This window comes from Hyphomicrobium album (genome assembly GCF_009708035.1).
Lineage (GTDB): Bacteria > Pseudomonadota > Alphaproteobacteria > Rhizobiales > Hyphomicrobiaceae > Hyphomicrobium_A > Hyphomicrobium_A album.
This window is the reverse complement of the sequence record NZ_WMBQ01000001.1, coordinates 713,604-736,519: the sequence shown is the minus strand read 5'-3', so window position 1 is coordinate 736,519 and position 22,916 is coordinate 713,604. Positions and strand designations below refer to the sequence as shown.

17 protein-coding genes are annotated in these 22,916 nt (G+C 66.8%); 13 read left to right on the top strand and 4 right to left on the bottom strand.

What is annotated here, in order from left to right:
* Positions 1-81: 81 nt before the first annotated feature.
* The 12 genes from frr to GIW81_RS03480 all read left to right on the top strand — a co-directional run bounded on the left by frr (position 82) and on the right by GIW81_RS03480 (position 15,825).
* Positions 82-642, top strand: a complete 561-nt coding sequence (gene frr / locus GIW81_RS03535; RefSeq protein WP_154737949.1) for a ribosome recycling factor — start codon at positions 82-84, stop codon at positions 640-642.
* Positions 643-708: 66 nt separating this feature from the next.
* Complete coding sequence (locus tag GIW81_RS03530; protein ID WP_324614879.1) at positions 709-1,464, top strand: isoprenyl transferase; 756 nt, start codon at positions 709-711, stop codon at positions 1,462-1,464.
* Positions 1,465-1,472: 8 nt separating this feature from the next.
* Complete coding sequence (locus tag GIW81_RS03525; RefSeq protein WP_154737948.1) at positions 1,473-2,330, top strand: phosphatidate cytidylyltransferase; 858 nt, start codon at positions 1,473-1,475, stop codon at positions 2,328-2,330.
* A 69-nt stretch (positions 2,331-2,399) separates the two neighbouring features.
* Positions 2,400-3,572 (top strand): 1-deoxy-D-xylulose-5-phosphate reductoisomerase, encoded by a 1,173-nt coding sequence (locus GIW81_RS03520; RefSeq protein WP_324614878.1) that lies wholly within the window; start codon positions 2,400-2,402, stop codon positions 3,570-3,572.
* Between the two features lie 144 nt (positions 3,573-3,716).
* Entirely contained in the window at positions 3,717-4,871 is a 1,155-nt protein-coding gene (rseP, locus tag GIW81_RS03515) for an RIP metalloprotease RseP (RefSeq protein ID WP_154737946.1), read from the top strand.
* A gap of 309 nt (positions 4,872-5,180) precedes the next feature.
* Positions 5,181-7,442, top strand: coding sequence for an outer membrane protein assembly factor BamA (bamA, locus tag GIW81_RS03510; protein ID WP_229309070.1), 2,262 nt, complete (start codon positions 5,181-5,183; stop codon positions 7,440-7,442).
* Positions 7,443-7,546: 104 nt separating this feature from the next.
* The gene (lpxD, locus tag GIW81_RS03505) at positions 7,547-8,593 is read left to right on the top strand and encodes a UDP-3-O-(3-hydroxymyristoyl)glucosamine N-acyltransferase (RefSeq protein ID WP_154737944.1); all 1,047 of its coding nucleotides are present in this window, start codon (positions 7,547-7,549) and stop codon (positions 8,591-8,593) included.
* Between the two features lie 57 nt (positions 8,594-8,650).
* Positions 8,651-9,160, top strand: coding sequence for a 3-hydroxyacyl-ACP dehydratase FabZ (gene fabZ / locus GIW81_RS03500; protein WP_154737943.1), 510 nt, complete (start codon positions 8,651-8,653; stop codon positions 9,158-9,160).
* On the top strand, positions 9,153-9,959 hold the full coding sequence (gene lpxA, locus GIW81_RS03495; RefSeq protein ID WP_154737942.1) for an acyl-ACP--UDP-N-acetylglucosamine O-acyltransferase: 807 nt from the start codon (positions 9,153-9,155) through the stop codon (positions 9,957-9,959). Before fabZ ends, lpxA begins: the two co-directional genes overlap by 8 nt.
* A gap of 5 nt (positions 9,960-9,964) precedes the next feature.
* Positions 9,965-11,263, top strand: a complete 1,299-nt coding sequence (locus GIW81_RS03490; protein ID WP_154737941.1) for an LpxI family protein — start codon at positions 9,965-9,967, stop codon at positions 11,261-11,263.
* Positions 11,260-12,507, top strand: coding sequence for a lipid-A-disaccharide synthase (gene lpxB, locus GIW81_RS03485; protein ID WP_154737940.1), 1,248 nt, complete (start codon positions 11,260-11,262; stop codon positions 12,505-12,507). Before GIW81_RS03490 ends, lpxB begins: the two co-directional genes overlap by 4 nt.
* A 351-nt stretch (positions 12,508-12,858) precedes the next feature.
* A complete protein-coding gene (locus tag GIW81_RS03480; RefSeq protein WP_195930343.1) occupies positions 12,859-15,825 on the top strand; it encodes an autotransporter family protein in 2,967 nt (988 codons plus the stop codon).
* Positions 15,826-15,923: 98 nt separating this feature from the next.
* Here GIW81_RS03480 and GIW81_RS03475 read toward each other — a convergent pair whose 3' ends face one another.
* The 3 genes from GIW81_RS03475 to gltX all read right to left on the bottom strand — a co-directional run bounded on the left by GIW81_RS03475 (position 15,924) and on the right by gltX (position 19,762).
* A complete protein-coding gene (locus GIW81_RS03475; protein WP_154739484.1) occupies positions 15,924-16,742 on the bottom strand; it encodes an aminoglycoside phosphotransferase family protein in 819 nt (272 codons plus the stop codon).
* A 32-nt stretch (positions 16,743-16,774) separates the two neighbouring features.
* Complete coding sequence (gene gltA, locus GIW81_RS03470) at positions 16,775-18,094, bottom strand: citrate synthase (RefSeq protein ID WP_154737938.1); 1,320 nt, start codon at positions 18,092-18,094, stop codon at positions 16,775-16,777.
* A 228-nt stretch (positions 18,095-18,322) separates the two neighbouring features.
* The gene (gene gltX, locus GIW81_RS03465) at positions 18,323-19,762 is read right to left on the bottom strand and encodes a glutamate--tRNA ligase (protein ID WP_154737937.1); all 1,440 of its coding nucleotides are present in this window, start codon (positions 19,760-19,762) and stop codon (positions 18,323-18,325) included.
* A gap of 192 nt (positions 19,763-19,954) precedes the next feature.
* Between gltX and GIW81_RS03460 the strand changes: the two genes are divergently transcribed.
* On the top strand, positions 19,955-22,012 hold the full coding sequence (locus GIW81_RS03460) for a ComEC/Rec2 family competence protein (protein WP_324614877.1): 2,058 nt from the start codon (positions 19,955-19,957) through the stop codon (positions 22,010-22,012).
* On the opposite strand, the gene lexA is transcribed toward GIW81_RS03460, so the two are convergent.
* Positions 22,006-22,710: a transcriptional repressor LexA gene (lexA, locus tag GIW81_RS03455; RefSeq protein ID WP_154737935.1), complete on the bottom strand. Its 705-nt coding sequence runs from the start codon at positions 22,708-22,710 to the stop codon at positions 22,006-22,008. The genes GIW81_RS03460 and lexA overlap by 7 nt on opposite strands.
* Positions 22,711-22,916 lie beyond the last annotated feature (206 nt).

Below are 22,916 nucleotides of genomic sequence, written 5' to 3'. Positions count from 1 at the left end.
GGCGCGCGTTTCGGAAACCATTAGACCGGCCCCCGCGGCGGCAGAGCGTCTCGCTCCGCCCGCGCGCCGAAGGAGACAAGCATGGCCAGCAACTTCGACCTCAACGATCTCGAGAAGCGCATGCGCTCGACCATCGAGAACCTGAAGCGAGAGCTGTCGGGCCTGCGCACGGGCCGCGCCAGCACGCACCTCCTCGACCCGATCCAGGTGACGGTCTACGGCTCGAAGATGCCGATCAACCAGGTGGCGACGGTTTCGGTGCCGGAGCCACGCACCATCTCGGTGCAGGTCTGGGACAAGAGCAACGTGCAGGCCGTCGATAAGGCGATCCGCGAGGCGAACCTTGGATTGAACCCGATCGTCGACGGGACGCTGTTGCGCCTGCCGATCCCGGCGCTGACCGCCGACCGCCGCGTCGAGCTCGCCAAACTCGCCCACAAGTACGCCGAGCACGGCCGCGTCGCGATCCGCAACGTGCGCCGCGAGGGCATGGACCTCCTCAAGAAACTGGAGAAGGACCACAAGATCAGCCAGGACGACCACCACAAGTCATCGGCCAGGGTGCAAGAGCTCACCGACAAGCTGATTAAGGAGATCGATGAGACCCTCGCCTCCAAGGAGGCCGAGATCCACAAGGTCTGACGCCTTTGAGAATGGCGGCTTTGCCGCTATCCTCCGCTCTCGCTCCTCGCAACCGAAAGCCCCGCGGTGACGGACACCAGCCCAAAGCCTGCACCCGAGCGTGCCGACGGCCACCCGCGCCACGTCGCCATCATCATGGACGGCAACGGGCGCTGGGCCACTAAGCACGGCCTGCCACGCGCCGTCGGGCACCGTAATGGGGTCGAGGCGGTGCGCCGCACCGTGCGCGCGGCGATCGAGCTGGGCATCCCCTACCTCACGCTCTACAGCTTCTCGTCGGAGAACTGGTCGCGTCCAATGGACGAGATCGACGACCTCATGGGGCTGATGAAGCGCTTCATCCGCCGCGATCTCGCCGAGCTGCATCAGGCGGGCGTCAAGATCCGCGTCATCGGCGAGCGCACGCAGGTCGATCCCGAGCTGATGGCGTTGATCGACGAGGCCGTCGAGCTGACCACATCCAACACCGCGATTACGCTGATCATAGCCTTCAACTACGGCGCTCGGGGCGAAATCGCCAAGGCGGCGCGGGCACTGGCAGAGCAGGTTGCCGCCGGCACCTTGAAGACGTCGGAGATCAACGTCGATACGCTCGGCGCCGCTCTCGACACGGCCGGCATTCCCGATCCCGATCTGCTCGTGCGCACCAGCGGCGAGAAGCGCATCTCCAACTTCCTGCTCTGGCAGTGTGCCTACACGGAGTTCGTTTTCCTCGACGCCTTCTGGCCGGACTTCGGCCGCGAGCTGCTCGAGGAGGCGATCGCCATCTATCGCGCCCGCGAGCGCCGCTTCGGCGGTCGCTCCAAGCAATCGGTCATGTGAGGCGCGCGATGCCCGACAACGCCGCAGCGTCCGAGGCCGGTGCAGCGCCTCTAATCTCCAGCAATCTGAAGCTGCGCCTCGTATCGGGACTAGCTTTTGCCGCACTCGCATTCGCCCTCACGTATGCCGGGCCGATCCCGTTCGTCGTGCTTGTTCTCGTGTGCGCGCTGGTGATCAGCTGGGAGTGGGGGCGCCTGGTGCGCGGCGTCGCTTTCGACCTCGGCTTCTTCGTGCATGCGGGTGCGGTGGCTGCGGGGATCGTTCTGGCCGCGGCGGGCTACGCGGCGCTCGGGCTCGCCGCGCTCATCATCGCCGCGATTATCCTTGTCCCGCTCTACATGGGACGCGGCGCCCGGCTATCGGCGCTGGGCGTCTTCTATGTCGGCCTGCCGGCAATCGCGCTGCTCTGGATGCGCGGCGACGAGCCGTACGGTTTTCTCGCAGTGCTGTTCATCTTCGCCGTCGTCTGGGGGTCCGACACGGCGGCGTACGCGGCCGGACGCACCATCGGCGGTCCGAAGCTGTGGCCGCGCGTATCGCCCAACAAGACGTGGGCGGGGTTCATCGGCGCGCTCGCGGCGGGCGCGGCTTCCGGCGCCATCTTCGCGGCGCTCGTCGCCGATGCCGATGCGGTGCGCCTCATTCTCCTCGGCATCGGCTTGGCGGCTGTCGCTCAGGCTGGCGACTTGGCAGAGAGCGCGTTGAAGCGTCTATTCCATTTGAAGGACGCGAGCGACCTCATCCCCGGCCACGGCGGCTTCATGGATCGCATGGATAGCCTCGTTGCCGCCGCGACGGCCGCGGCGCTGCTCGCGCTTCTCATCGATGCGCACGCTCCGGCGCGTGCGCTCCTGCTCGGCGTATAGATGCATTCACCGCGTAAAGGCACGGCGCGCACGGTTTCGGTAGGGCCGCTCCCGACCAACGGGAAGGGCGTGACGCGCCGTTCGCTCACCATCCTCGGGGCCACCGGCTCGATCGGCAAAAGCACCCTCGACCTCGTGGAGCGCAACCCGGATGCGTTCGAGATCGTGGCCCTCACCGCCCAGAGCAACGTTGCAGCTCTCGCGGACGCGGCGCGGCGCACGCACGCGCGGCTCGCCGTCATCGGCGACGCCGGTCTCTATGCGCAATTGCAGGCAGCGCTGTCAGGCACCGGCACTCGCGTCGCCGCCGGTCCGCAAGCGGTCATCGCCGCCGCCGCGGAGCCGGCCGATTGCGTGATGGCGGCGATCGTCGGCGCTGCCGGGCTCGAGCCCACCTTCGAAGCCGCACGCCAGGGACGCCGGCTGGCGCTCGCTAACAAGGAGTGCCTCGTCTCGGCCGGCGACGTGTTCATGGCCGCGGTCGCCGATGCCGGCACGGAGCTGTTGCCGGTCGACAGCGAACATTCGGCGGCGCTGCAGGCGCTCGCCGGCGCCACGCCGGAAAGCATCGAGCGCATCGTGCTCACCGCCTCGGGTGGCCCGTTCCGCACCTGGAGCCGCGAGCAGTTGCAGGGCGCCACTCCCGAGCAGGCGCTACGCCATCCCAACTGGTCGATGGGCGCCAAGATCTCCATCGACTCCGCCACCTTGATGAACAAGGGGCTCGAGCTGATCGAGGCCTATCACCTGTTCCCCGTCGCGGCCGAGCAACTGGCGACCGTCATCCATCCGCAGTCGATCGTGCACTGCCTGGTCAGCTATACCGACGGATCGGTCATCGCGCAGATGTCGTTTCCCGACATGCGCACACCGATCGCGCTCGCCCTGTCGTGGCCGCAGCGCATGAACGCGCCCACGCCCCGGCTCGACCTCGCGGCGGTCGGCACCTTGAGCTTCGAGGCGCCCGACCCGGTCCGTTTCCCGTCCTTAACCATTGCACGCGAAGCTCTAGTGCGCGGCGGCACGGCACCGGCCATCCTCAGCGCCGCCAACGAAATAGCCGTAGAGGCCTTTCTTGCCCGTCAAATCGGATTTCTGGACATCGCCCGCAACGTCGCCGACACCCTCGAGGCGGCCGAAGGGCGGGGGCTCCTCGCCGCGCCCGATTGCCTGGCCGACATCCTGGCGGCCGATGCCGAGGGGCGCCGACTGGCACAATCCCTGCTCGGTCGCTATGTCTAGCTGAAACCGTCCCGCCGGGCGCCAAGCCAGCCGGAAATCGAGCTGGGGACGGGCGCCGAAGTTGCCGTTTTCGCCGTGTATCCTCAATGGATTCGCGGTTTCCGCCGGGGACCTTACCGGCGGCCCACGAGAGATAGGAGCACGATGCTGACGCTCGCCAACGTAGCCATGTCCATGCCCGGTGTGCTGCTGACCATTTTCCAGTTCCTGGTGGTGCTGACCATCGTGGTGTTCGTCCACGAGTTCGGCCACTTCATCGTGGCGCGCTGGTGCGGCGTCACGGTCAAGACGTTCTCCATCGGGTTCGGGCGCGAGATCTTCGGCTTCACCGACAAAAAGGGCACCCGCTGGCGCTTCGCCTGGATCCCGCTCGGCGGCTACGTGAAGTTCGTCGACGACGAGAATGCAGCGAGCCAACCCTCCCCGGATGCCTTGGAGCGCATGACGGCGAGTGAGCGCGCGGGCGCCTTCCAGAACAAAGCGCTGTGGCAGCGCGCCGCCGTCGTCGCGGCCGGCCCTGTGGCAAATTTCCTTTTGGCGATAGCGGTTTACAGCGCGGTCAACCTGGCCTTCGGTGTCCGCACCATCACCCCCACGGTGGGTGAGGTGAAGGCCGGAATGCCCGCTGCCGTTGCCGGTATCCAACCGGGCGACGTGATCACCAGCATCGACGGCTGGAGCATCGAAGGCTTCGAGGACGTGCAGCGGATCGTCGGCGTCAATGGTGGGCGGCCGCTCAAGTTCGGCGTCGATCGCAGCGGCGAAAAGTTATCGTTCGAGGTGACGCCCGAGGTCCGGGAGCAGAACGACACCTTCGGGGGGACTTTCCGACGGGGCCTGATCGGTATTACGCCGTCGAGCGTCGCCGGGATGAAAGAGGCGAAATCTGTCGGACCTTTCGAGGCCTTACGGCTCGGGGTGCGGGAGACCTACACCAACATCGTCCATACGGTGCAGGGCATCGCGGACATCGTGACGCAGCGCCAGGCGGCCGACCAAATGGGCGGTCCGATCCTGATGGCGCAGGTGACCGCCAGGGTGGCCGAGGGGGGTATCGAACCGCTGCTACGCTGGATCGCCTTCATCTCGGCGAACATCGGCTTCCTGAACCTGCTGCCGATCCCGGTCCTCGATGGTGGACATCTTGTGTATTACGCCATCGAAGGAGTGCTCCGGCGACCCATGAGCAGGCGCATGCAGGAGATCGGATTCCAGATCGGCGTGGCACTCGTACTGATGCTGATGGTGTACGTGAATTTGAACGATTTGTTGCGGGTGTGGCGGGGATGGACCGGCTGAAGATAATTGGCGTTTAGTGACGTAATCTTGCCACTTCCGCACCCCCTTCTGAATCGTTAAGAACACCTTTACACAGGGGAGTGCGCTCACAAGAAGAATCAGGCCTATTGGCTAGTTTCCGATGCGCACGTGTTAGTAGTTGCGGTGCGGTGTCCCGAAGCCGACGGGATCCGCCACCGAGGGGGAGTTCGGCAATAATTGAGGGCATAGTCGCGAATGCCTGTGGTACGAGCCATCACGGTGAGATTCTGCCGCCTGGCGTTGTTAATGGCGGTGATCTCATCAGGGGGACTTTGCGTCGGTGGCGCGTTGTACTCCGTCCCTGCCGAAGCGCAGGGTGCAACCATCCGGGCCATCAACGTCTCGGGCAACAAGCGCGTCGAACCGGAGACGGTTCGCTCGTATCTGCAATTCTCCGTCGGCAGCCCCTATGACCCGGCGAAAGTCGACGGGTCGATCAAGGCGCTGTTCGGCACCGGCCTCTTCTCCGACGTGCGCATCGATCGCTCGGGCGCCGATGTCATCGTCACCGTCGTCGAGAACCCGGTCATCAACCAGGTCGCCTTCGAAGGTAACAGCGAAGTCGACACCGATACGCTGCGCAACGAAGTTCAGCTGAAGCCGCGCTCGGTGTTCACCCGGGCGCGCGTCCAGGCGGACGTGCAGCGCGTGCTCGACGTCTATCGCCGGCAGGGCCGCTACGCGGCGACCGTCGAGCCGAAGATCATCGAGCTCGAGCAGGACCGCGTGAACCTCGTGTTCGAAATCGCCGAAGGCGGCGCCACGAAGGTCAAGGGCATCCACTTCGTCGGCAACAAGGCCTTCTCCGACAGCCAGCTGCGCGACGTCGTCTCGACGACCGAGAAGGGCTGGTTCGACTTCCTCAAGGGCACGGCGATCTACGACCCCGATCGCATGAATCTCGATCGCGAGCTCATTCGCCAGTACTACCTGAAGAACGGCTACGCCGACGTGCAGGTGACGGCGGCCAACGCCGAGCTCGATCGCGACGGCTCCGGCTTCTTCATCACCTACTCGATCGAGGAAGGCGAGGCCTACCAGTTCGGCGGCATCAATATCGAGAGCACCGTCGCTGCCATCGATCCCACCAAGTTCAAGGGCGAGCTGCTCACCGATCAGGGCGAAACCTACAACGCCAACATGATCGACAAGTCGGTCGAGGCCCTGACCTCTAAGGTGTCGCAGGACGGCTTCGCCTTTGCCCGCGTGCGTCCGCAGGCGACGCCCGATCCAGTGGCGCGCACCATCGCGCTCAACTACGTGATCGAGGAAGGCCCGCGCGTCTACATCGAGCGCATCAACGTCACCGGCAATACCCGCACCAAGGATTACGTGATCCGGCGCGAGTTCAAGGTGGCCGAGGGTGACGCCTACAATCCGCTCATGGTCGATCAGGCCAAGAAGCGCCTGACCAACCTCGGCCTCTTCAAGGGCGTCGAAGTCAAGCGCCGCCCCGGCAGCGCCCAGGACCGCGTCGTGCTCGACGTGGAGCTGGTCGAGCAGTCCACCGGCGAGCTGTCGTTCGGTGCGGGCTACTCGACCGCGGAAGGCGTGATCGGCGACGTGTCGATCACCGAGCGCAACCTGATGGGTAACGGCCAGTTCCTGCGCCTGCAGCTGTCGGGCTCGCTCGAGCGCTTGCAGGTGAACCTGAGCTTCACCGAGCCGCGGTTCCTCGACCGCAACCTCGCCGCCGGCTTCGACCTGTTCCACAAAGAGGTCGACCAGACGAGCCAGTCGGGCTTCCAGAGCCGCCGCACCGGTGCCAGCTTGCGCCTCGGTTTCCCGATCTCCGAAAAGCTCTGGATGCAGACGTCGTACACCGCGTCGCGCGACCAGATCTTCAACGTCAACCCGGCCGCTTCGCGCGCCATTCTGCAGGCTCAGGGCACTTCGTACACCTCGATGATGGGCTCGACGCTCACCTACGACCTGCGCAACGACGCGAAGAACCCGACCAAGGGCCTGTGGTTCCAGACGGGCGCCGACTTCGCCGGTCTCGGCGGCGACGTGCAGTACGTCAGCCTCGCGGCGGAAGCCCGCGGCTACTACCCGATCACCGACAACATCACCTTCGTCGCCCGTGCGGTCGGCGGCTCGATCCAGGGCTGGGGTGGCTCGGACGTCCGCCTCATCGACCTGTTCTTCAAGGGCGGTGAAACGGTGCGCGGCTTCGATCGTGCCGGCTACGGTCCACGCGACTTGAACACGGGTGACGCGCTCGGCGGTCAGTACTACTGGGCGACGACGGCGGAAGTTCGCTTCCCCATCCCGTTCGTGCCGGACGACCTCGGCATCTCCGGCGCGGTGTTCGCCGACGCCGGCTCTCTGTGGGGCTCTAACGTTAATGGCCTCCCGCAGGGCTGCGCCGCCGGCGACACGACCCGGGTCTGCCTCGCAGACAGCTCGGCCATCCGCTCGTCGGTCGGCGCCAGCTTGATGTGGGCCTCGCCGGTCGGCCCGATCCGTATGGATTTCGCCAAGACCCTCACCAAGGAAGTCTACGACGACGAGCAGTTCTTCCGCTTCGGCGCGGCGACGAAGTTCTAATCGCCGCGCATTCGGTGCTAAGAAGACCTCCGTGTGCGTAGCGGAGCCCGCCTCCGTGCAATTGGCAGCAATTGATGGAGCGTCGCCGAGCGGCGGGTCACGGCATGGAACATCCCGGATTCTTCAAGCGGGCCGGGCCGTTCACGTTGGCGGATATCGCCAGGGCGACCGGGTCCGAGCTGGCGCCGGGCCCAGTGACCGCCGACACGCTCCTCGCGGACGTGCGCACCCTATCGGACGCCGGTCCGGGCGACCTCACCTTCTTCAACAACCGCAAGTATGCCGACCAGCTGAAAGCCACGCGGGCCGGGGCCTGCCTGGTGCTGCCGGCGCTTGCTGCCCGCGTTCCCGACACAACCGGAAGGCTCGTCACGCCCGACCCCTATCGCGGGTTCGCCCTGGCGCTGATGCTGTTCTATCCGGACTCACGCTTCTCCCAGGCGGCGCCGCCGGGCGACCAGAGGATCGCCGCCTCCGCCGAGCTGGAGGAGGGCGTCATCGTCGAGCCGGGCGCCGTCATCGGCGCGGAAGCACGCATTGGCCGCGGCACCCGCATCGCTGCCGGGGCGGTCGTCGGCTACCGCGTAAGCATCGGCCGCGACAGCTATATTGGGCCGCTAGCGACCGTGGTTCACGCCCTCGTTGGTGACCGGGTCATTATCCATTCGGGCGTCCGGATTGGGCAGGACGGCTTCGGCTTCGCCATGGGCCCGCAGGGGCACTTCAAGGTGCCCCAGATCGGCCGGGTCATTATTCAGGACGACGTGGAAATCGGGGCCAATTCGACCATCGACCGGGGGGCGCTTAAGGACACGGTCATCGGCGAAGGCAGCAAAATTGATAATCTGGTCCAGATCGGGCACAACGTCGTCGTCGGGCGCCACTGCGTGCTCGTTGCCCAGGTCGGTATTGCGGGCTCCGCCGAGCTCGGCGACTTCGTCGTCATGGGCGGTCAGTCGGGAACCCCTGGCCACATCAAGGTCGGCGCCGGCGCCCAGATTGCCGGGACCAGCCACCCGACGAAGGACGTGCCTCCCGGCGCCAAGGTGGGGGGCACCCCGGGGCGCCCTCTCACGCAATGGGCGCGCGAAACGGCCTGGCTCGCGCGCATGGCAAAGCGCGGCGCGAAGGACGATGCCGACGAGGCATGATTACGGTATGTCCGGCGCCTGGCGCCGAGGAGTATGAGGTCGAAGAGCATGAATGACATGGCTGATAAACAGGCCAAGCCGGCGTTGGGCACGGCGGATATCGTCAAGGTGATGCAGCTGCTGCCGCATCGCTATCCCTTCCTCATGCTCGATCGCATCTTCGACATGGACTCCGACAGGAGCTGTGTCGGCGTGAAGAACGTGACGATCAACGAGCCGTTCTTCCAGGGCCACTTCCCCCAATACCCGGTAATGCCGGGCGTGCTCATCATCGAGGGCCTGGCGCAGACCGCCGGCGCCCTGTGCGTCTCGAGCCTCGAGGAAGGCTACCGCGCCGAACTCGTCTATTTCATGGGCATCGACCGCGCCAAGTTTCGCCGGCCGGTGCTGCCGGGCGACACGATCCACTATCACGTGCGCAAGATCCGCAACCGCGGGCGCGTCTGGCGCTTCTACGGCGAGGCCAAGGTCAACGGTTACATAGTCGCCGAGGCCGAGGTCAGCGCCATGCTTGCCGACACCGCCGAGGCCCGTGCCTTCGCGGCGGGCGCAACCAAAAATGGGTGAGATGACGGCGCATCCGACCGCGGTCATCGAGCCGGGCGCCAAGCTCGGCGCGGGGGTGAAGATCGGCCCCTATTGCGTGGTGGGCGCCGACGTGACCCTGGGCGAGGGCGTCGAGCTCTTGAGCCACGTGGTGGTCACGGGCCGCACGACGGTCGGTGCGCGCACGCGCATCTTTCCGTTCGCCTCCATCGGCCATCAGCCGCAGGACCTCAAGTACCACGGCGAGCCTTCGACGCTCACCGTCGGCGCCGACTGCATGATCCGCGAGGGTGTGACTCTGAACCCCGGCACCGAGGGCGGCGGCATGTCGACCACCATCGGCGACCACTGCGCGTTTCTAGCCAATTCGCACGTCGGGCACGACTGCCACGTCGGCAGCAATGTCATCTTCTCCAACAACGTGATGTTGGCGGGACATTGCAACGTCGGTGACTTCGCCATCCTCGGCGGCGGCGCGGCGGTGATCCAGTTCGCGCGCGTCGGCGCGCACTCCTTCCTCGGCGGCATGTCGGGACTGGAGAACGATCTGATCCCTTACGGCATGGCGCTCGGCAACCGCGCGCATCTTTCGGGGCTCAACATCGTCGGACTGCAGCGGCGCGGCTTCTCGCGCAACGACATCCACGATTTGCGCCGCGCTTACCGGCTTCTGTTCGCGGCCGAGGGCACGCTTTCGGAGCGTACCGAGGACGTGGCCGAGGAATTCGGCAGCCAGCCGATCGTGCAGGAAATCCTCGCCTTCATCCGTACCGGCGGCAAGCGCAGCTTGTGCACGCCGAAAGAAGCGTCCGAGGACTAAACAATATGTCTGGTGGGCAGGACGTCGTCGGCATTCTGGCGGGCGGCGGCAGCCTGCCGCGCGAGATCGCCGAGCATGTGCGGGCGAGCGGCGGGGCCGTGCACATCGTATCGATCATCGGCGAGGGCGATCGCGACCTCGGCGACTTTCCGCTGACCAAGGTGGGCTGGGCGCAGGTCGGCGGCATGGTGCGGGCGCTGCGCAATGCGGGCGTCACCAAGATGGTGATCGTCGGCGCCGTGCGCCGGCCGGATCTCAACGCGATCAAGCCCGACCTGGGGTTCTTCCTCAATCTTCCGGCCATCGGCCGCATCATCGCGACGACCGGCGACGACAGCGTGCTGAGCGGCGTGGTGCGCTTTTTCGAAAGCAAGGGCTTCAAGGTCGTCTCGCCGGTCGAGGTGATGCCCTCGCTGCTCGTGGACGAGGGGCTGCTCGGCGTGCACGCGCCGGAGGCGACCGACATGCTCGACATCGCCCGTGGCTTCGACGTCGTGCGCGCGCTGGGACCCTTCGACGTCGGACAGGCGGTCGTCGTCACGGCCGGGCAGATCGAGGCGATCGAGGGGGCGGAGAACACCGACGCGATGCTCGCGCGCCTCGTCTTACAGCGAAAGGTCCCCGAGGGCGGCGTCGGCGCGCGGCGGGGGGTACTGGTGAAGCGGCCGAAGCCGCGGCAAGAGATGCGCGTCGACATGCCGGCGATCGGCGCCCGTACCGTGACGCGCGCCCTGGAGGCCGGCCTGCGCGGGGTCGCGGTGCTGGCCAAGGGCGCCATCGCGCTCGAGCGTGCCGAGCTGCGGCGCAGCGCCGATGCCGCCGGCGTCTTCGTCTATGGGGGCACCGACGGCGGTGCGACCATCGCTGCTGCTCCGGCGGCGGGATTCGCCGCCCCGTTCTTGACGGTCGGCAGCCTGGCCGCCCGACCGCAGCAGCTCGCCGATGCGGGGCGCGGCGCAGCCTTGCTCGCCGCTCTCAAACCGTTCCGGCCGAGCGGCGGCATGGTCATCGATCGCGGCCATGTGCTCAGCATCGAATGCGGCGAGGGGATCGCGGCGCTCATTGCCCGCTCGGGTAATCTGCGCCAGTGGGGGCGCCGCCGTTGGAGCCGACGTTCGGCGGTCGCCGTTGTTTCCGGCGCGGCTGCCCCGGATCTGGCCTCGGTCGTCGCCGCGGCGGCCGCAGCACAATTTGCGGGTATCGCCGTGCTTGACCGCTCGCCCGACGTTCTCGCGCATGGCATAGAGGCGGCCAACCGGCACGGATTGTTTCTCATCGCCGCGCCGCAGGGAAGCGGAGCATGAGCCTCACCGACCGCGCCGCCGCCAACAGGCCCGCCAGCCGCAAACGCGGATCCGGCGCCGGCCGCGACGACCTGCGCATCTTCCTGGTCGCGGGCGAGCATTCCGGCGATGCGCTGGGCGGCAAACTGATGAGTGCGCTCAGCGCCCGCTGCAAGGGCCGCATCCACTATCTGGGCGTCGGCGGCGAGGACATGGAGGCGGCGGGGCTCGCCTCGCAGTTCCCGCTGTCCGACGTCGCGGTGATGGGCCCGCTGTCGATCCTGCCGCGCTTGCCGCGCATCATGTCGCGCGTCTATCGCACGGTCGATTCAGCCGTCGCCGCGGAGCCCGACGCGGTCGTCATCATCGATGCGCCGGAGTTCACGCATCCGATCGCCAAGCGCATCCGCAAGCGCGCTCCGTTCATCCCCATCATCGACTACGTTTCGCCGAGCGTCTGGGCGTGGCGCCCGGGGCGGGCGCGCAAGATGCGCCCGTACGTCGATCACGTGATGGGGCTCCTGCCCTTCGAGCCGGCGGCGCACCAGCGCCTCGGCGGTCCGCCGTGCACCTACGTCGGACATCCGCTGATCGAGCGCCTCGACTGGATGCACGAGCTTGACCCGGCGCCGCTCGCCGAGCGTCTGCAACTCGACCCCGGTCGGTTGGTCCTGGTGGTTCTACCGGGCAGCCGCACCTCCGAGGTGACGCGCCTGATGCAGCCGTTCGGTGAGGCGCTCGAGCTCCTGCATGCCCGCCGCATCCGCCCGCAGGTGATTATTCCGGTGGTGGCGCACGTGCGTCCGTTGGTCGAGCGCTTCGCCCAGTCGTGGACGGTGCAGCCGCATCTGGTCGAGGGCGAGGAAGACAAGTTCCGCGCCTTCAGGCTGGCACACGCGGCGCTCGCCGCATCGGGCACCGTGACGCTGCAGCTGGCTCTGGCGGGCACGCCGATGGTCGTCGCCTATAAGGTCGATGGGATCGCGGCGCACATGCGCTTCCTGCTCAACGTTCCCTCGGTGGTGCTGGCCAACCTGGTGCTCGAGGAGAATGCGTTTCCCGAGCTCCTGCAGGAAGATTGCACGCCCGAGAAGCTCGCCGATGCGCTCGAGCCGCTGTTGCGGGACTCGCCCGAGCGGCGCGCACAACTGGCCGCGCTGGCGCGCATACCCCACAAGATGCTCCTCGACGGTGGCACGCCGAGTGACGCCGCCGCCGACATCGTGCTCGACTACGCGGTGCACGGCCGCCGGCCCGACCGCTGAAGATTGTCCGGTCATTAGACCGCGGCCGGTTCAACTACGGGCTGACCGAGCGGCAATGCGTCGGCTTAGTACGCATTTGCCACAACCAGCGCGTGAGGGGTACTCGCGCATCTGGACATGTGGCTAGGAATCGCCCAACCCTGAACGGCAGTTAGTAACGCCCCGCGTGCACCACCATGCCGTCGCCGGCTGGGTCAGCTGGGTCAATTGACAGTTCCAGGCGGCCTTCAGTGGGGCGCCGATCGCGTCGGATTTGATCTCCATTTTCAGGTCGCCGGTCTTCTACTCATGCAAGCGACGCGATCGCCAACCCGCCGTATTCACGCGCACCGCGCCTGCGCAGCAGCAGGTGTGCTCCTGCTTGCCGCCACTCCAGCATCCCCACAGTCCTCCAACCTCTATGTCGGCGGCGGCTGGGTCGCCGTCGACTTCGTCGACACGATTAGCGGCGACGACACGCAGCCGACGGTGCAGCTGGGCTTCAACGGATCGGGCGCGTCCAATCCCTTCACCATGGACACGGGCTCGGTCGGCATCCTGGCATCGTCTCAGTATTTCACGCCCGGTCCCGACGCCAAGAGGCTCGGCGAGGGCTCGCAGTACTACTCGAGCGACCACCGCACCGAGTACGGGGTCTGGTGGGAGGCCACGCAGCAAATCTACAGCAACGGCGTGCTGGTGGCTGAGGCGAAGGTCCCGGTGCTGCAGGTGACCCATGAGAAGCGCTGTGACGCGAACGGCGGTAACTGCCAGTGGAACTACAGCCCCGACGTGCACATGATGGGCGTCGGCTTTGCCCGCGAGGGGGCGGTCGGGCAAACGGATCCCTCCCGGCACAGCCCCGAATACAACGCATTCCTCAATCTCACCGCAGTGGCGGTCACACCGGGTGGCCCGCTCACGGTGCTGCCGGATGACTGGCACAACGGCTATGTCGTCTCGGGGGACCAGGTCCAGCTTGGCCTGACAACGAGCAATACAGCGAATGCCGGCTTCATCAAGCTCGCGCCGAATCCCACCTACTTCACGCCGACCAACAAGGAATGGTCGCTCGTGCCGGCGTCGATCACGGTCGATTCCCAGCCGCCGGTGGAGGGCACAGTGCTGATGGACACCGGCCTCAAGCCAGGCATTCTCACCCCAACGGGAACGGTCGGCCATTTCACGTGCGGCCAGAATGAGTGTGCTGACCACAGCACCTACCTCGCCATAAGCCTTCCCACCGGTGGCTTTCAGATCTTCAGTTACGAGTTCCAGCTGAACGTCAGCGATCCGATGCGGCCCCACGAGGTTCATCTCCCTGGCGGCACCGACACTTACTTCAATACGGGCTTGCGCGTGTTCAACGGCATTAATCTCATCTTCGATGCCGACAACGGCTTTACCGGGTATCAGCTCGCATCGTCCGGCGCGGGGTCGCCCACCATCAACATGTGGATGGCGCTGGGCGGGCCGTTCACCGTTCCCGACGGGTTCACCAGCAGCCTGCCGCTCGTGCTGTTCGGCTCGAGCACGTTGAGCCCCGAAGGATCGGCCGAGTTCACCGCCATCATCACCGGCAGCAGCAGCAATGGCCTGACCATCGACGGTCCGGGCACGGTGAGGTTTACGGCATTCAACGCCTACACGGGGCCGACGACGGTCACCCGCGGAAGGCTCGGCGTCGATGGCTCGATCGTCTCGCCCGTGGAGGTGCAGAACGGCGGCGTGCTCGGCGGCACCGGCGTTCTCGGCGCCAACGTGACCATAGGCGCCGGCGGCATCTACGCGCCGGGCAACTCCATCGGCTCGCAGATCATTGTCGGTAACCTCAGCTTCGATCTGGGCGGCGTTTTCGAAGTGGAGGTCGATCCCACGACCAGCGACCAGGCGGGCGTCTTCGGGTCGATCGATCTCACCGGCGCCGTCCTGCAGCTCCTCATCGCGCGGAGCAGGTACGCGCCGGTGACGAGCTACGAGATCATCGACAACCTGGGCGGAACACCGGCCATCGGCACCTTCGCGCAAGTTATAAGTCCATTCATTTTCTTCCTTCCCTACGTCGACTACGACTTCGGCGCCGATCACGACGTGATGCTGACGCTTCGGCGCAGCACCGACTTCTCCGCCGTGGCGCGGACGCCCAACGAGCGCGCAGTGGCGGAAGCGCTGGAGACGCTGCCGCAGGACAGTCCGGTGTTCGAGGCCATTCAGTTCCAGGCGACGGCTGCCGGCGCGCAGCAGGCGTTCAACGCGCTGTCGGGCGAGGTGCACGCGACGGTGTCGAGCACGCTCGCCAACGACAGCCACTATGTGCGCGACATCCTCATGGGGCGCCTGGTGCAGGCTTATTATGCGCGCACGGGCGGCAACACCGGAGCGGTGGCCGGGCTCGCCTCCGGTGGCCCGATGGCGGTGGCGGGTCTTGGCAACGCGTCGCCGATGGGGCTCGGCATATCGGGATTGGGCATGGGCGCCTCGGATGCGGTCGATCCGCAACTTGGCGTCGCCTCCCCGATCACCTTCTGGACGCAGGGCTACGGCGCCTGGGCCGACTTCAACGGCAACGGCAACGCGGCCGGTGCCAACCGCACGCTGGGCGGCTTCCTGTCCGGCATGGATGCGATGTTCGCCGACGGCTGGCGCATCGGCGGCGCGCTTGGCTACGCGCAAACGGACGTGAGCGTCGGCAGCCGCCTCTCCTCGGCTGACGTCGACAGCTACCAGCTCGCCGCCTACACAAGCGGTCAGGTGGGATCATTCGTGGTGCGCGGTGGCGGCGTGTGGTCGTGGAGCAGCATCGACACCGACCGCTCGATCGTGTTCCCGGGGTTCTTCGAGCAAGTCGAAGCCTCCTACAACGCCAACACGGGGCAGGTGTTCGGCGAGGTGGCGCTGCCGCTCAATCACAGCCACATCGCCTATGAGCCGTTCACCGGGCTCGCCTGGGTGGGTGTCGATACGGGCAGCTTCACCGAGGGGGGTGGCTTCGCCGCGCTCACATCGAGCGGGGCCAACGACAGTGTCGGCTACATGACGCTGGGCCTGCGCGCGGCAGGGTCGATGTTGATCGACGGGATGGAGGTGGTGCCGCGCGGTTCGCTCACCTGGCTGCACGCATTTGGCGACGTCGACCCGGACCAGAGTCTCGCGTTCGCGACGTTCGGGCAGAGCTTTGTCGTCTCGGGCGTGCCGCTGGCGCAGGACAGCGCACTGATCGACGCGGGCTTCGACGTCATCCTCGCTCCCAACGCGACGGCGGGGATCGTCTATACGGGCCAGTTCGCTGACAACGTGCAGGACAATGCCGTCACGGGCCGCGCCACCTGGCGGTTCTGAGGGAGGCAGCAAAGCTATCCCCGCACAGCGGCGAGTTCCACTCGGAAAGTGGCGACGGCCTGATCCGTGGCCAACGTCGGTCGTCGATCATCCATCGACTAGCCGTCGAGCGTGGCCACCGCCAGCTCTGCCACCATCAAGTCGATTTCGGCGGGATCGCCGTCGCTCAGGTACCAGGCGGCCGAGAGGCCGGTCCACGCGAGGATCCATTGCAGCAGGCGCCCGCGCTCCAGTCGGGCGGCGTCCGCAACAATCTCCAGACGGCGCAAGAAGCGCTCTGGCCTGACGCCGACGGGGCGCGATGGATCTTCCAGATCCGGGTTGGTGAAGATGTTGGCGAAGTCGAAGCCGCGTTCGCCCGTAAGCCGCTTCGGGTCGATGGCAAGCCAGCCGCGTTCGCCGAAATCCAGAACGTTGTCGTGGTGTAGATCGCCGTGCAGCACGACGATATCGCGCGGCGCGGCGAGCAGCTCGCGCGCGGTATCCGCACTGCGGGCGAGGAGGCCGCCACGCGCTTCCGCCGCCGGCCACAGCTCGCGGAACCAATCTTCCAGCGATGTCAGCTCCGGCGGTGGCGGCGTAGCGCGCGGGGCGTGCAGGCGGTTGGCGACATCGACGAGAATGCGCGCAGCTTCGATGTCGTCAGCCTCGCCGGCGCGCGCCATGTCGGAGAGCGAGCGCGAGCCCGTGGCGCGCTCCATGAGGAGGGCATCGCCGTCGCGCGCCAGCACGCGGGCGGCACCATCGCCGCCCCACCACTCCATGATCGCCGCGCCGCGCCGTTCCTCGGCCTCGCGCGCCAGCTTGAGGATCGCGGGTGCGCCGTTGTAGCGGACGGGAAGGAGGCTGCCGCTGCGGCGCTCAATCGGCGCGCCGTCGGGAACTAGCCCCCAGCGGTCGATGTAGGCCCTAAACATCACGAGCCTTTTCGACCGCCGAGGCGCCGCGTTCAACCGCGCTGATCGACCGGCACGTAGTTGCGTTCTTTCGAGCCCATGTAGAGCTGCCGCGGCCGCCCGATGCGCTGCTCGGGATCCTCGATCATTTCTTTCCACTGGGCGATCCAGCCCACGGTGCGGGCGATGGCGAACAGCACCGTGAACATCGACACGGGGAAGCCCAGGGCGCGCAGGGTGATGCCCGAGTAGAAGTCGATGTTGGGATAGAGCTTCTTTTCGATGAAGTAGTCGTCCTGTAGGGCGATGCGCTCCAGCTCCATCGCGACCTTGAGCAGCGGATCGTTGTGGAGCCCGAGCGCGTCCAGCACCTCGTGGCAGGTCTTCTGCATCACCTTGGCGCGCGGATCGTAGTTCTTGTAGACGCGGTGGCCGAAGCCCATCAAGCGGAAGCCGGAGTTCTTGTCCTTCGCCTTTGCGATGTATTCGGGGATGCGGTCGACGCTGCCGATCTCCATCAGCATGTTCAGCGCCGCTTCGTTGGCGCCGCCGTGCGCGGGTCCCCACAGGCAGGCGATGCCGGCGGCGATGCACGCGAAGGGGTTGGCGCCCGAGGAGCCGGCCAGCCGCACCGTCGAGGTCGAAGCATTCTGCTCGTGGTCGGCGTGCAGGATGAAGATGCGGTCCAGCGCGCGCGTCAGCACCGGGTTGGCGATGAACGGCTCGCATGGGATGGCGAAGCACATCTGCAGGAAGTTGGTAGTGAAGTCGAGGTCGTTGCGCGGATAGATGAACGGCTGGCCGATCGAATACTTGTAGGCCATCGAGGCGATCGTCGGCATCTTGGCGAGCATGCGGTAGCTCGCAACCGCGCGCTGCTCCTGGTCGTTGATGTCGGTACTGTCGTGATAGAACGCCGCCAGCGCGCCGACCGTGCCGACCATCACCGCCATCGGATGCGCGTCCCGCCGGAAGCCGGTGAAGAAGCGCGTCATCTGCTCGTGCAGCATGGTGTGACGCGTGATCGTCATGCGGAAGGTGTCGAACTGCTCCTTCGTCGGCAGCTCGCCGTTGAGCAGCAGGTAGCAGACCTCGAGAAAGCTCGAATGCTCCGCCAGCTGGTCGATCGGATAGCCGCGGTAGAGCAGCACACCGGCGTCGCCGTCGATGTAGGTGATGCGCGACGTGCAGTTGGCCGTCGACGTGAAGCCCGGGTCGTAGGTGAAGCAGCCCGTATCGCGGTAGAGCTTGCCGACGTCGACGACGTCGGGCCCCAGCGTGCCGCTGCGCACTGGCATGCGCGTCGACTTGCCTTCGAGCGTTAGCTCGGCGGCGACTTCCTCGGTATTGGGCGCTTTCTCGTGAACGTTCATGGCGCGGAATCCTGTGATGCCGGGCAGCGGGTTACGAGCACTCCGTGGCCACCTGGCGGGCCTCTCAAGCAGCGGTCCCCTATGAAACGTTTGGTCGTCTGGCGTGGCTGGCGGCGTTGGCCGCTCATCTTTTCCCGATGCGACCTTGTACACTAATTTTGCAGCGCAACATAGGGGCGGACCCGGTCATAAGCCGCGTGCCATGGCCGGTCGTAGCTCTTGGCATCCTTATGCCGCCTGATCCTTAATGCGGGCCAACGCCTCGTCGCGGCCGAGCACGGCCATCACGTCGAACACCGGCGGCGACACGGCCTTGCCGGTCAGCGCCGCGCGCAGGGGTTGGGCCACCTTGCCGAGTTTGGCGCCGGCCGCTTCCGCATAGGTGCGGACGATCTCCTCCAGCTCGGCCGCCTTCCAGCGGTTCGCGGCTTCGAGCTTGGGCAGCAGATCGGCCAGCCGCTGCCGCCCCTCGGCGTCGAGGAGCTTCTGGGCCTTGTCGTCGAGGGCGAGCGGCCGGTCGGCGAACAGGAATTCCGAGGCCTGCACCAGCTCGACGAGCGTCTTGGCGCGTTCCTTGAGGCCGGGCATGGCGTTGAGCCAGTTGGCGCGCATGTTGGCGTCGAGCCGCTCGACGATCCGCCCCCCTTCCGGAAGGTAGGGCAGCAGGTCCTCGATGCGGTTTAGCAGCTCCTGGTCGTCGGTGTTGCGGATGTAGTGGCCGTTCAAGTCCTCGAGCTTGGCGAAGTCGAAGCGCGCCGCCGAGCGGTTGATGTCGACGGTGTCGAACCAGTCGAGCATCTGTGACGTCGACATGATCTCGTCGTTGCCGTGGCTCCAGCCCAGCCGCACGAGATAGTTGCGCAGGGCCGCCGGCAGGTAGCCCATTTCCTTGTAGGCCTCGATGCCGAGCGCGCCATGGCGCTTCGACAGCTTGGCGCCGTCGGGACCGTGGATCAGCGGCACGTGGGCGAAGATCGGTATCTCCCAGCCCATCGCATCGTAGATCTGCGTCTGGCGCGCCGCGTTGGTCAGGTGGTCGACGCCGCGGATGATGTTGGTGACCTGCATGTCATGGTCGTCGACGACGACCGCCAGATTGTAGGTCGGGTTGCCGTCCGAGCGCAGGATGATGAGGTCGTCGAGCTCCTTGTTCTGGAACACGACGCGGCCCTGCACCTGGTCGTCGACGACGGTCTCGCCCTCGCGCGGCGCCTTGAGGCGGATGACGTACGGCACGCCCGCCGGCGCTTCGGCCGGATCGCGCTCGCGCCAGGGCGAGCGAATGGTCAGCGGCTGCTTTTCGGCCTGCGCCTTTTCGCGCATGGCGTCGAGCTCGGCCGGGGTCAGCCAGCACTTGTAGGCGTGTCCGTTGGCGAGCAGCTCCTCGGCCACCTGCCGGTGCCGGTGGGCGCGGCCAAACTGGGAGACGGTGTCGCCGTCCCAGTTGAGCTCCAGCCATTTGAGGCCGTCGACGATCGCCGCCACGGCTTCGGGATTGTTGCGCTCGCGGTCGGTATCTTCGATGCGCAGCAGCATCTTGCCGCCGCGGCCCTTGGCGTACAGCCAGTTGAACAGGGCCGTGCGAGCCCCCCCGATGTGCAGGTAGCCCGTGGGCGAAGGGGCAAAGCGCACGATCGGCGCGCCGGCGCTGCGTGACGTGTCGGTCATCTTGTTATCGATTGCCGTTGAGATGCGGGATTGAGCTTGGCGATGTAGCATGCCTGAGCGGGGCGGTTAAGGGGCGGCAGGGTTCGGGGATGTTCGGTAGGGCAGGCATGGACGGCGGCGGCGCTCTGGCGCCGCTGGAACGCCGCCTCGAGGCCGAGCAGGAACGCTGGTTCTGCTGGCTGCCGGTGCTCCTTGGATGCGGCATCGGGGCGTATTTCGCGCTGCCCGTCGAACCGTCGCTGGTGCTCGCTCTGGTTCCCTTGGTCGTCATGCTCGCCTGGCGCGGGGCGCGCACGGGGCGGGGGACGCTCGGCTCGCTGCTCGTTGCAGCGCTGCTGGCGGCAAGCGTCGGCTTCGCGCTCGCCAAAATCCGCGTCGAATGGGTGCGGGCACCGGTGCTGGAGCGGCAGATCAACAGCGCCGAGGTGCACGGCTGGGTCGAGCAGGTCGAGCCCAAGGCGGGGGGGTGGGCAGCGGTTCACCCTCCGTGTCGTGGCGCTGGGCGACCTGGCGGTGGCGGCGCGGCCGGCACGGGTGCGCGTCTCGCTCACACGCGCGACGCCGGAGGTTGCGGCAGGGACCGCGGTGCACTTGCGCGCGACGCTGATGCCGCCGTCCGAGCCGGCGCTGCCCGGCGACTACGACTTCGGGCGGCAGGCGTGGTTCGCGGGCATCGGCGCGGTCGGCTATTCGCTGTCGGCGCCGGTGGTCGATGCGAATGCGGGCGATCCGCCATTGGATTTGCGGCTGTGGGCCTGGGTGCAGCGCCTGCGCCAGGGTATAGGCGCGCGCATCGCCGCGGCGCTGCCGGGAGAACGCGGCGCCATCGCCACGGCGCTGATCACCGGCGAGCGCGGCGGCATCTCGGAGGCGACGAACGAGGCGTTTCGCGACAGCGGCATCCTGCACATCCTGTCGATCTCCGGCTTCCACATGGCGATCATGGCGGGCTCGGTGTTCTTCATCGTGCGCTTGGGGCTCGCGTGCTTCCCAGCTATTGCGCTGCGCTATCCGATCAAGAAATGGGCCGCGGCTGCGGCGCTGATCGCCGCATTGGCGTATCTGATGATCTCCGGCGCGGCCTTCGCAACGGTGCGCTCGACGATCATGATCGGCATCATGTTCCTGGCCGTTCTGCTCGACCGGCCGGCGCTTGCCTTGCGCAACGTTGTGCTGGCCGCGACGCTTATCCTCATCGCGTTTCCCGAAAGCCTGTTCGACGTCGGCTTCCAGATGTCGTTTGCCGCGGTGCTGGCGCTGGTCGCGGTGTACGAGGCCCTGCGCCAGCGCGATCTCTGGGCGTCGCTGATGGAGGGCGGTGCGGGACGGCTCGCCGTGTTCTTTGCCGGTATCGTGCTGTCGACTCTAATAGCCAGCGCCGCGGTGGCGCCGTTCGCCGCCTATCACTTCCACAAGAGCCAGCAGTTCGCCGTCATCGCCAACCTCATCGCCCTGCCGGTGTGCAACCTGCTGGTCATGCCGGCGGCTCTGGCGGCGCTGGTCGCCATGCCGTTCGGGCTCGAAGCCTATCCGCTCTGGGTGATGGGCTGGGGCATCGACGCGATGGTGTGGACGGCGCGTCGCGTGGCGGAGCTGCCGGGCGCGGTGCTCCCGGTTCCGGCGATGCCGACGCTGGCGTTCCTGCTGATGGTGGCGGGTGGTTTGTGGCTGATGCTGTGGCAGACGCGCTGGCGCTTCGCCGGCGTGGCGCTGATCGCCGGCGGGGTTGCCCTGGCACCGACGCTGCCGGCCCCCGACATTCTCATCGGCAGCGACGGGGAGCTTGTCGCCGTACGCGGGGAGGGGGGCGTGTTGTCGGCAATCGGCGCGCGCAGCGCCAACTTCGAGCTGGAGCGCTGGCTCGAGCACGATGGCTCACCGGGTGCCGTCGAGGAGGCGGCTAAAGCGCGGGCCTTCACCTGCGACGGCATCGGCTGCCGCTCCCGGGTGAAAGGCCTCGACGTGGCGGTGGCACGACATCCCGCGGCCTTCGCCGAGGACTGCCGACGGGCGGCGATCCTCGTTTCACCCCTGGTCAGTCCGCGCGGCTGCGCCACGCCCAAGACGGTTGTCGATTTCTTCGCCGCGCGCCGCGAGGGCACGCACGCGCTCTATATCGGCGCCGACGGCAGCATCCGTGTCGAAACGGTCGCCCGGACGCGCGGCACCCGCCCCTGGTCGATGCCGGCCCGGCGCGGCGCACCCGCCGGGTTCGACCCGGAGGGGCGGCGCACCGCCGGCCTTCAGTAGCGGCGCATCAACCCGACGAGGCGCCCCTGGATGTCGACCTGATCGGGGCCGAAGATGCGCGTCTTGAACTCGGGGTTGGCGGCTTCGAGGGCGATGGTGGTGCCCTTCTTGCGTAGCCGCTTGAGGGTAGCCTCCTCCTGATCCACCAGGGCGACGACGATGTCGCCGTTCTCGGCGGTGTCGCAGCGGCGGATGATCACCGTGTCGCCGTCGAGAATACCCGCCTCGATCATCGAGTCGCCCTTCACCTCGAGGGCGAAATGCTCGCCGTTGGTGAGGAGGTCCGGCGGGCAGGCGATGTCGTGGCTGTGGTTCTGGATGGCGCTGATCGGGGTGCCGGCGGCGATGCGGCCCATGACCGGCACCGACACCGTGCGGCTGTCGATCATAGTCGAGGGCGGCGTAGACAATTCGCGGCTGCGGCTGCCCTCGATGACACTCGGTTGGAAGCCGGCGCGCTTGGGCACGGCGGGGGTCGTCTGGTTTTCGGGAAGGCGAATGACTTCGATAGCGCGGGCCCGGTGGGGAAGGCGGCGGATGAAGCCGCGCTCGACGAGGGCCGTGATCAGCCGGTGGATGCCGGACTTGGACTTCAGGTCGAGTGCATCCTTCATCTCGTCGAAGGACGGCGGCACGCCTTTGTCCTGCATGCGCGCGTGGATGAAGAGCAGCAGCTCTTTTTGTTTTTCGGTGAGCATCAAGCCTCCTGGTGCTCGGCCGGCGGGGCGCTCCTTCCAGGTTGTCTGGACAAAGCGTGAACGTACCCTAGCCGTTCCTTAAGCGTTCCGCAAGAGGGGTTGGGTGCTGTCCGTATTTGCTGGAAAACGTCCTAATTTGCCTTGGGGATGTTCTTGTCGGTGGGCCACGCGATAACCATGTCCTCCCCGCGTTTGCAGAGGAGCTA

Bases quoted from the DNA above. Each gene is read 5' to 3' on its own strand.
- frr (WP_154737949.1), top strand. From the start codon at position 82: ATGGCCAGCAACTTCGACCTCAACGATCTCGAGAAGCGCATGCGCTCG.
- GIW81_RS03525 (WP_154737948.1), top strand. From the start codon at position 1,473: ATGCCCGACAACGCCGCAGCGTCCGAGGCCGGTGCAGCGCCTCTAATC.
- rseP (WP_154737946.1), top strand. From the start codon at position 3,717: ATGCTGACGCTCGCCAACGTAGCCATGTCCATGCCCGGTGTGCTGCTG.
- lpxD (WP_154737944.1), top strand. From the start codon at position 7,547: ATGGAACATCCCGGATTCTTCAAGCGGGCCGGGCCGTTCACGTTGGCG.
- fabZ (WP_154737943.1), top strand. From the start codon at position 8,651: ATGGCTGATAAACAGGCCAAGCCGGCGTTGGGCACGGCGGATATCGTC.
- lpxA (WP_154737942.1), top strand. From the start codon at position 9,153: ATGGGTGAGATGACGGCGCATCCGACCGCGGTCATCGAGCCGGGCGCC.
- GIW81_RS03490 (WP_154737941.1), top strand. From the start codon at position 9,965: ATGTCTGGTGGGCAGGACGTCGTCGGCATTCTGGCGGGCGGCGGCAGC.
- lpxB (WP_154737940.1), top strand. From the start codon at position 11,260: ATGAGCCTCACCGACCGCGCCGCCGCCAACAGGCCCGCCAGCCGCAAA.
- GIW81_RS03475 (WP_154739484.1), bottom strand. From the start codon at position 16,742: ATGTTTAGGGCCTACATCGACCGCTGGGGGCTAGTTCCCGACGGCGCG.
- gltA (WP_154737938.1), bottom strand. From the start codon at position 18,094: ATGAACGTTCACGAGAAAGCGCCCAATACCGAGGAAGTCGCCGCCGAG.
- gltX (WP_154737937.1), bottom strand. From the start codon at position 19,762: ATGACCGACACGTCACGCAGCGCCGGCGCGCCGATCGTGCGCTTTGCC.
- lexA (WP_154737935.1), bottom strand. From the start codon at position 22,710: ATGCTCACCGAAAAACAAAAAGAGCTGCTGCTCTTCATCCACGCGCGC.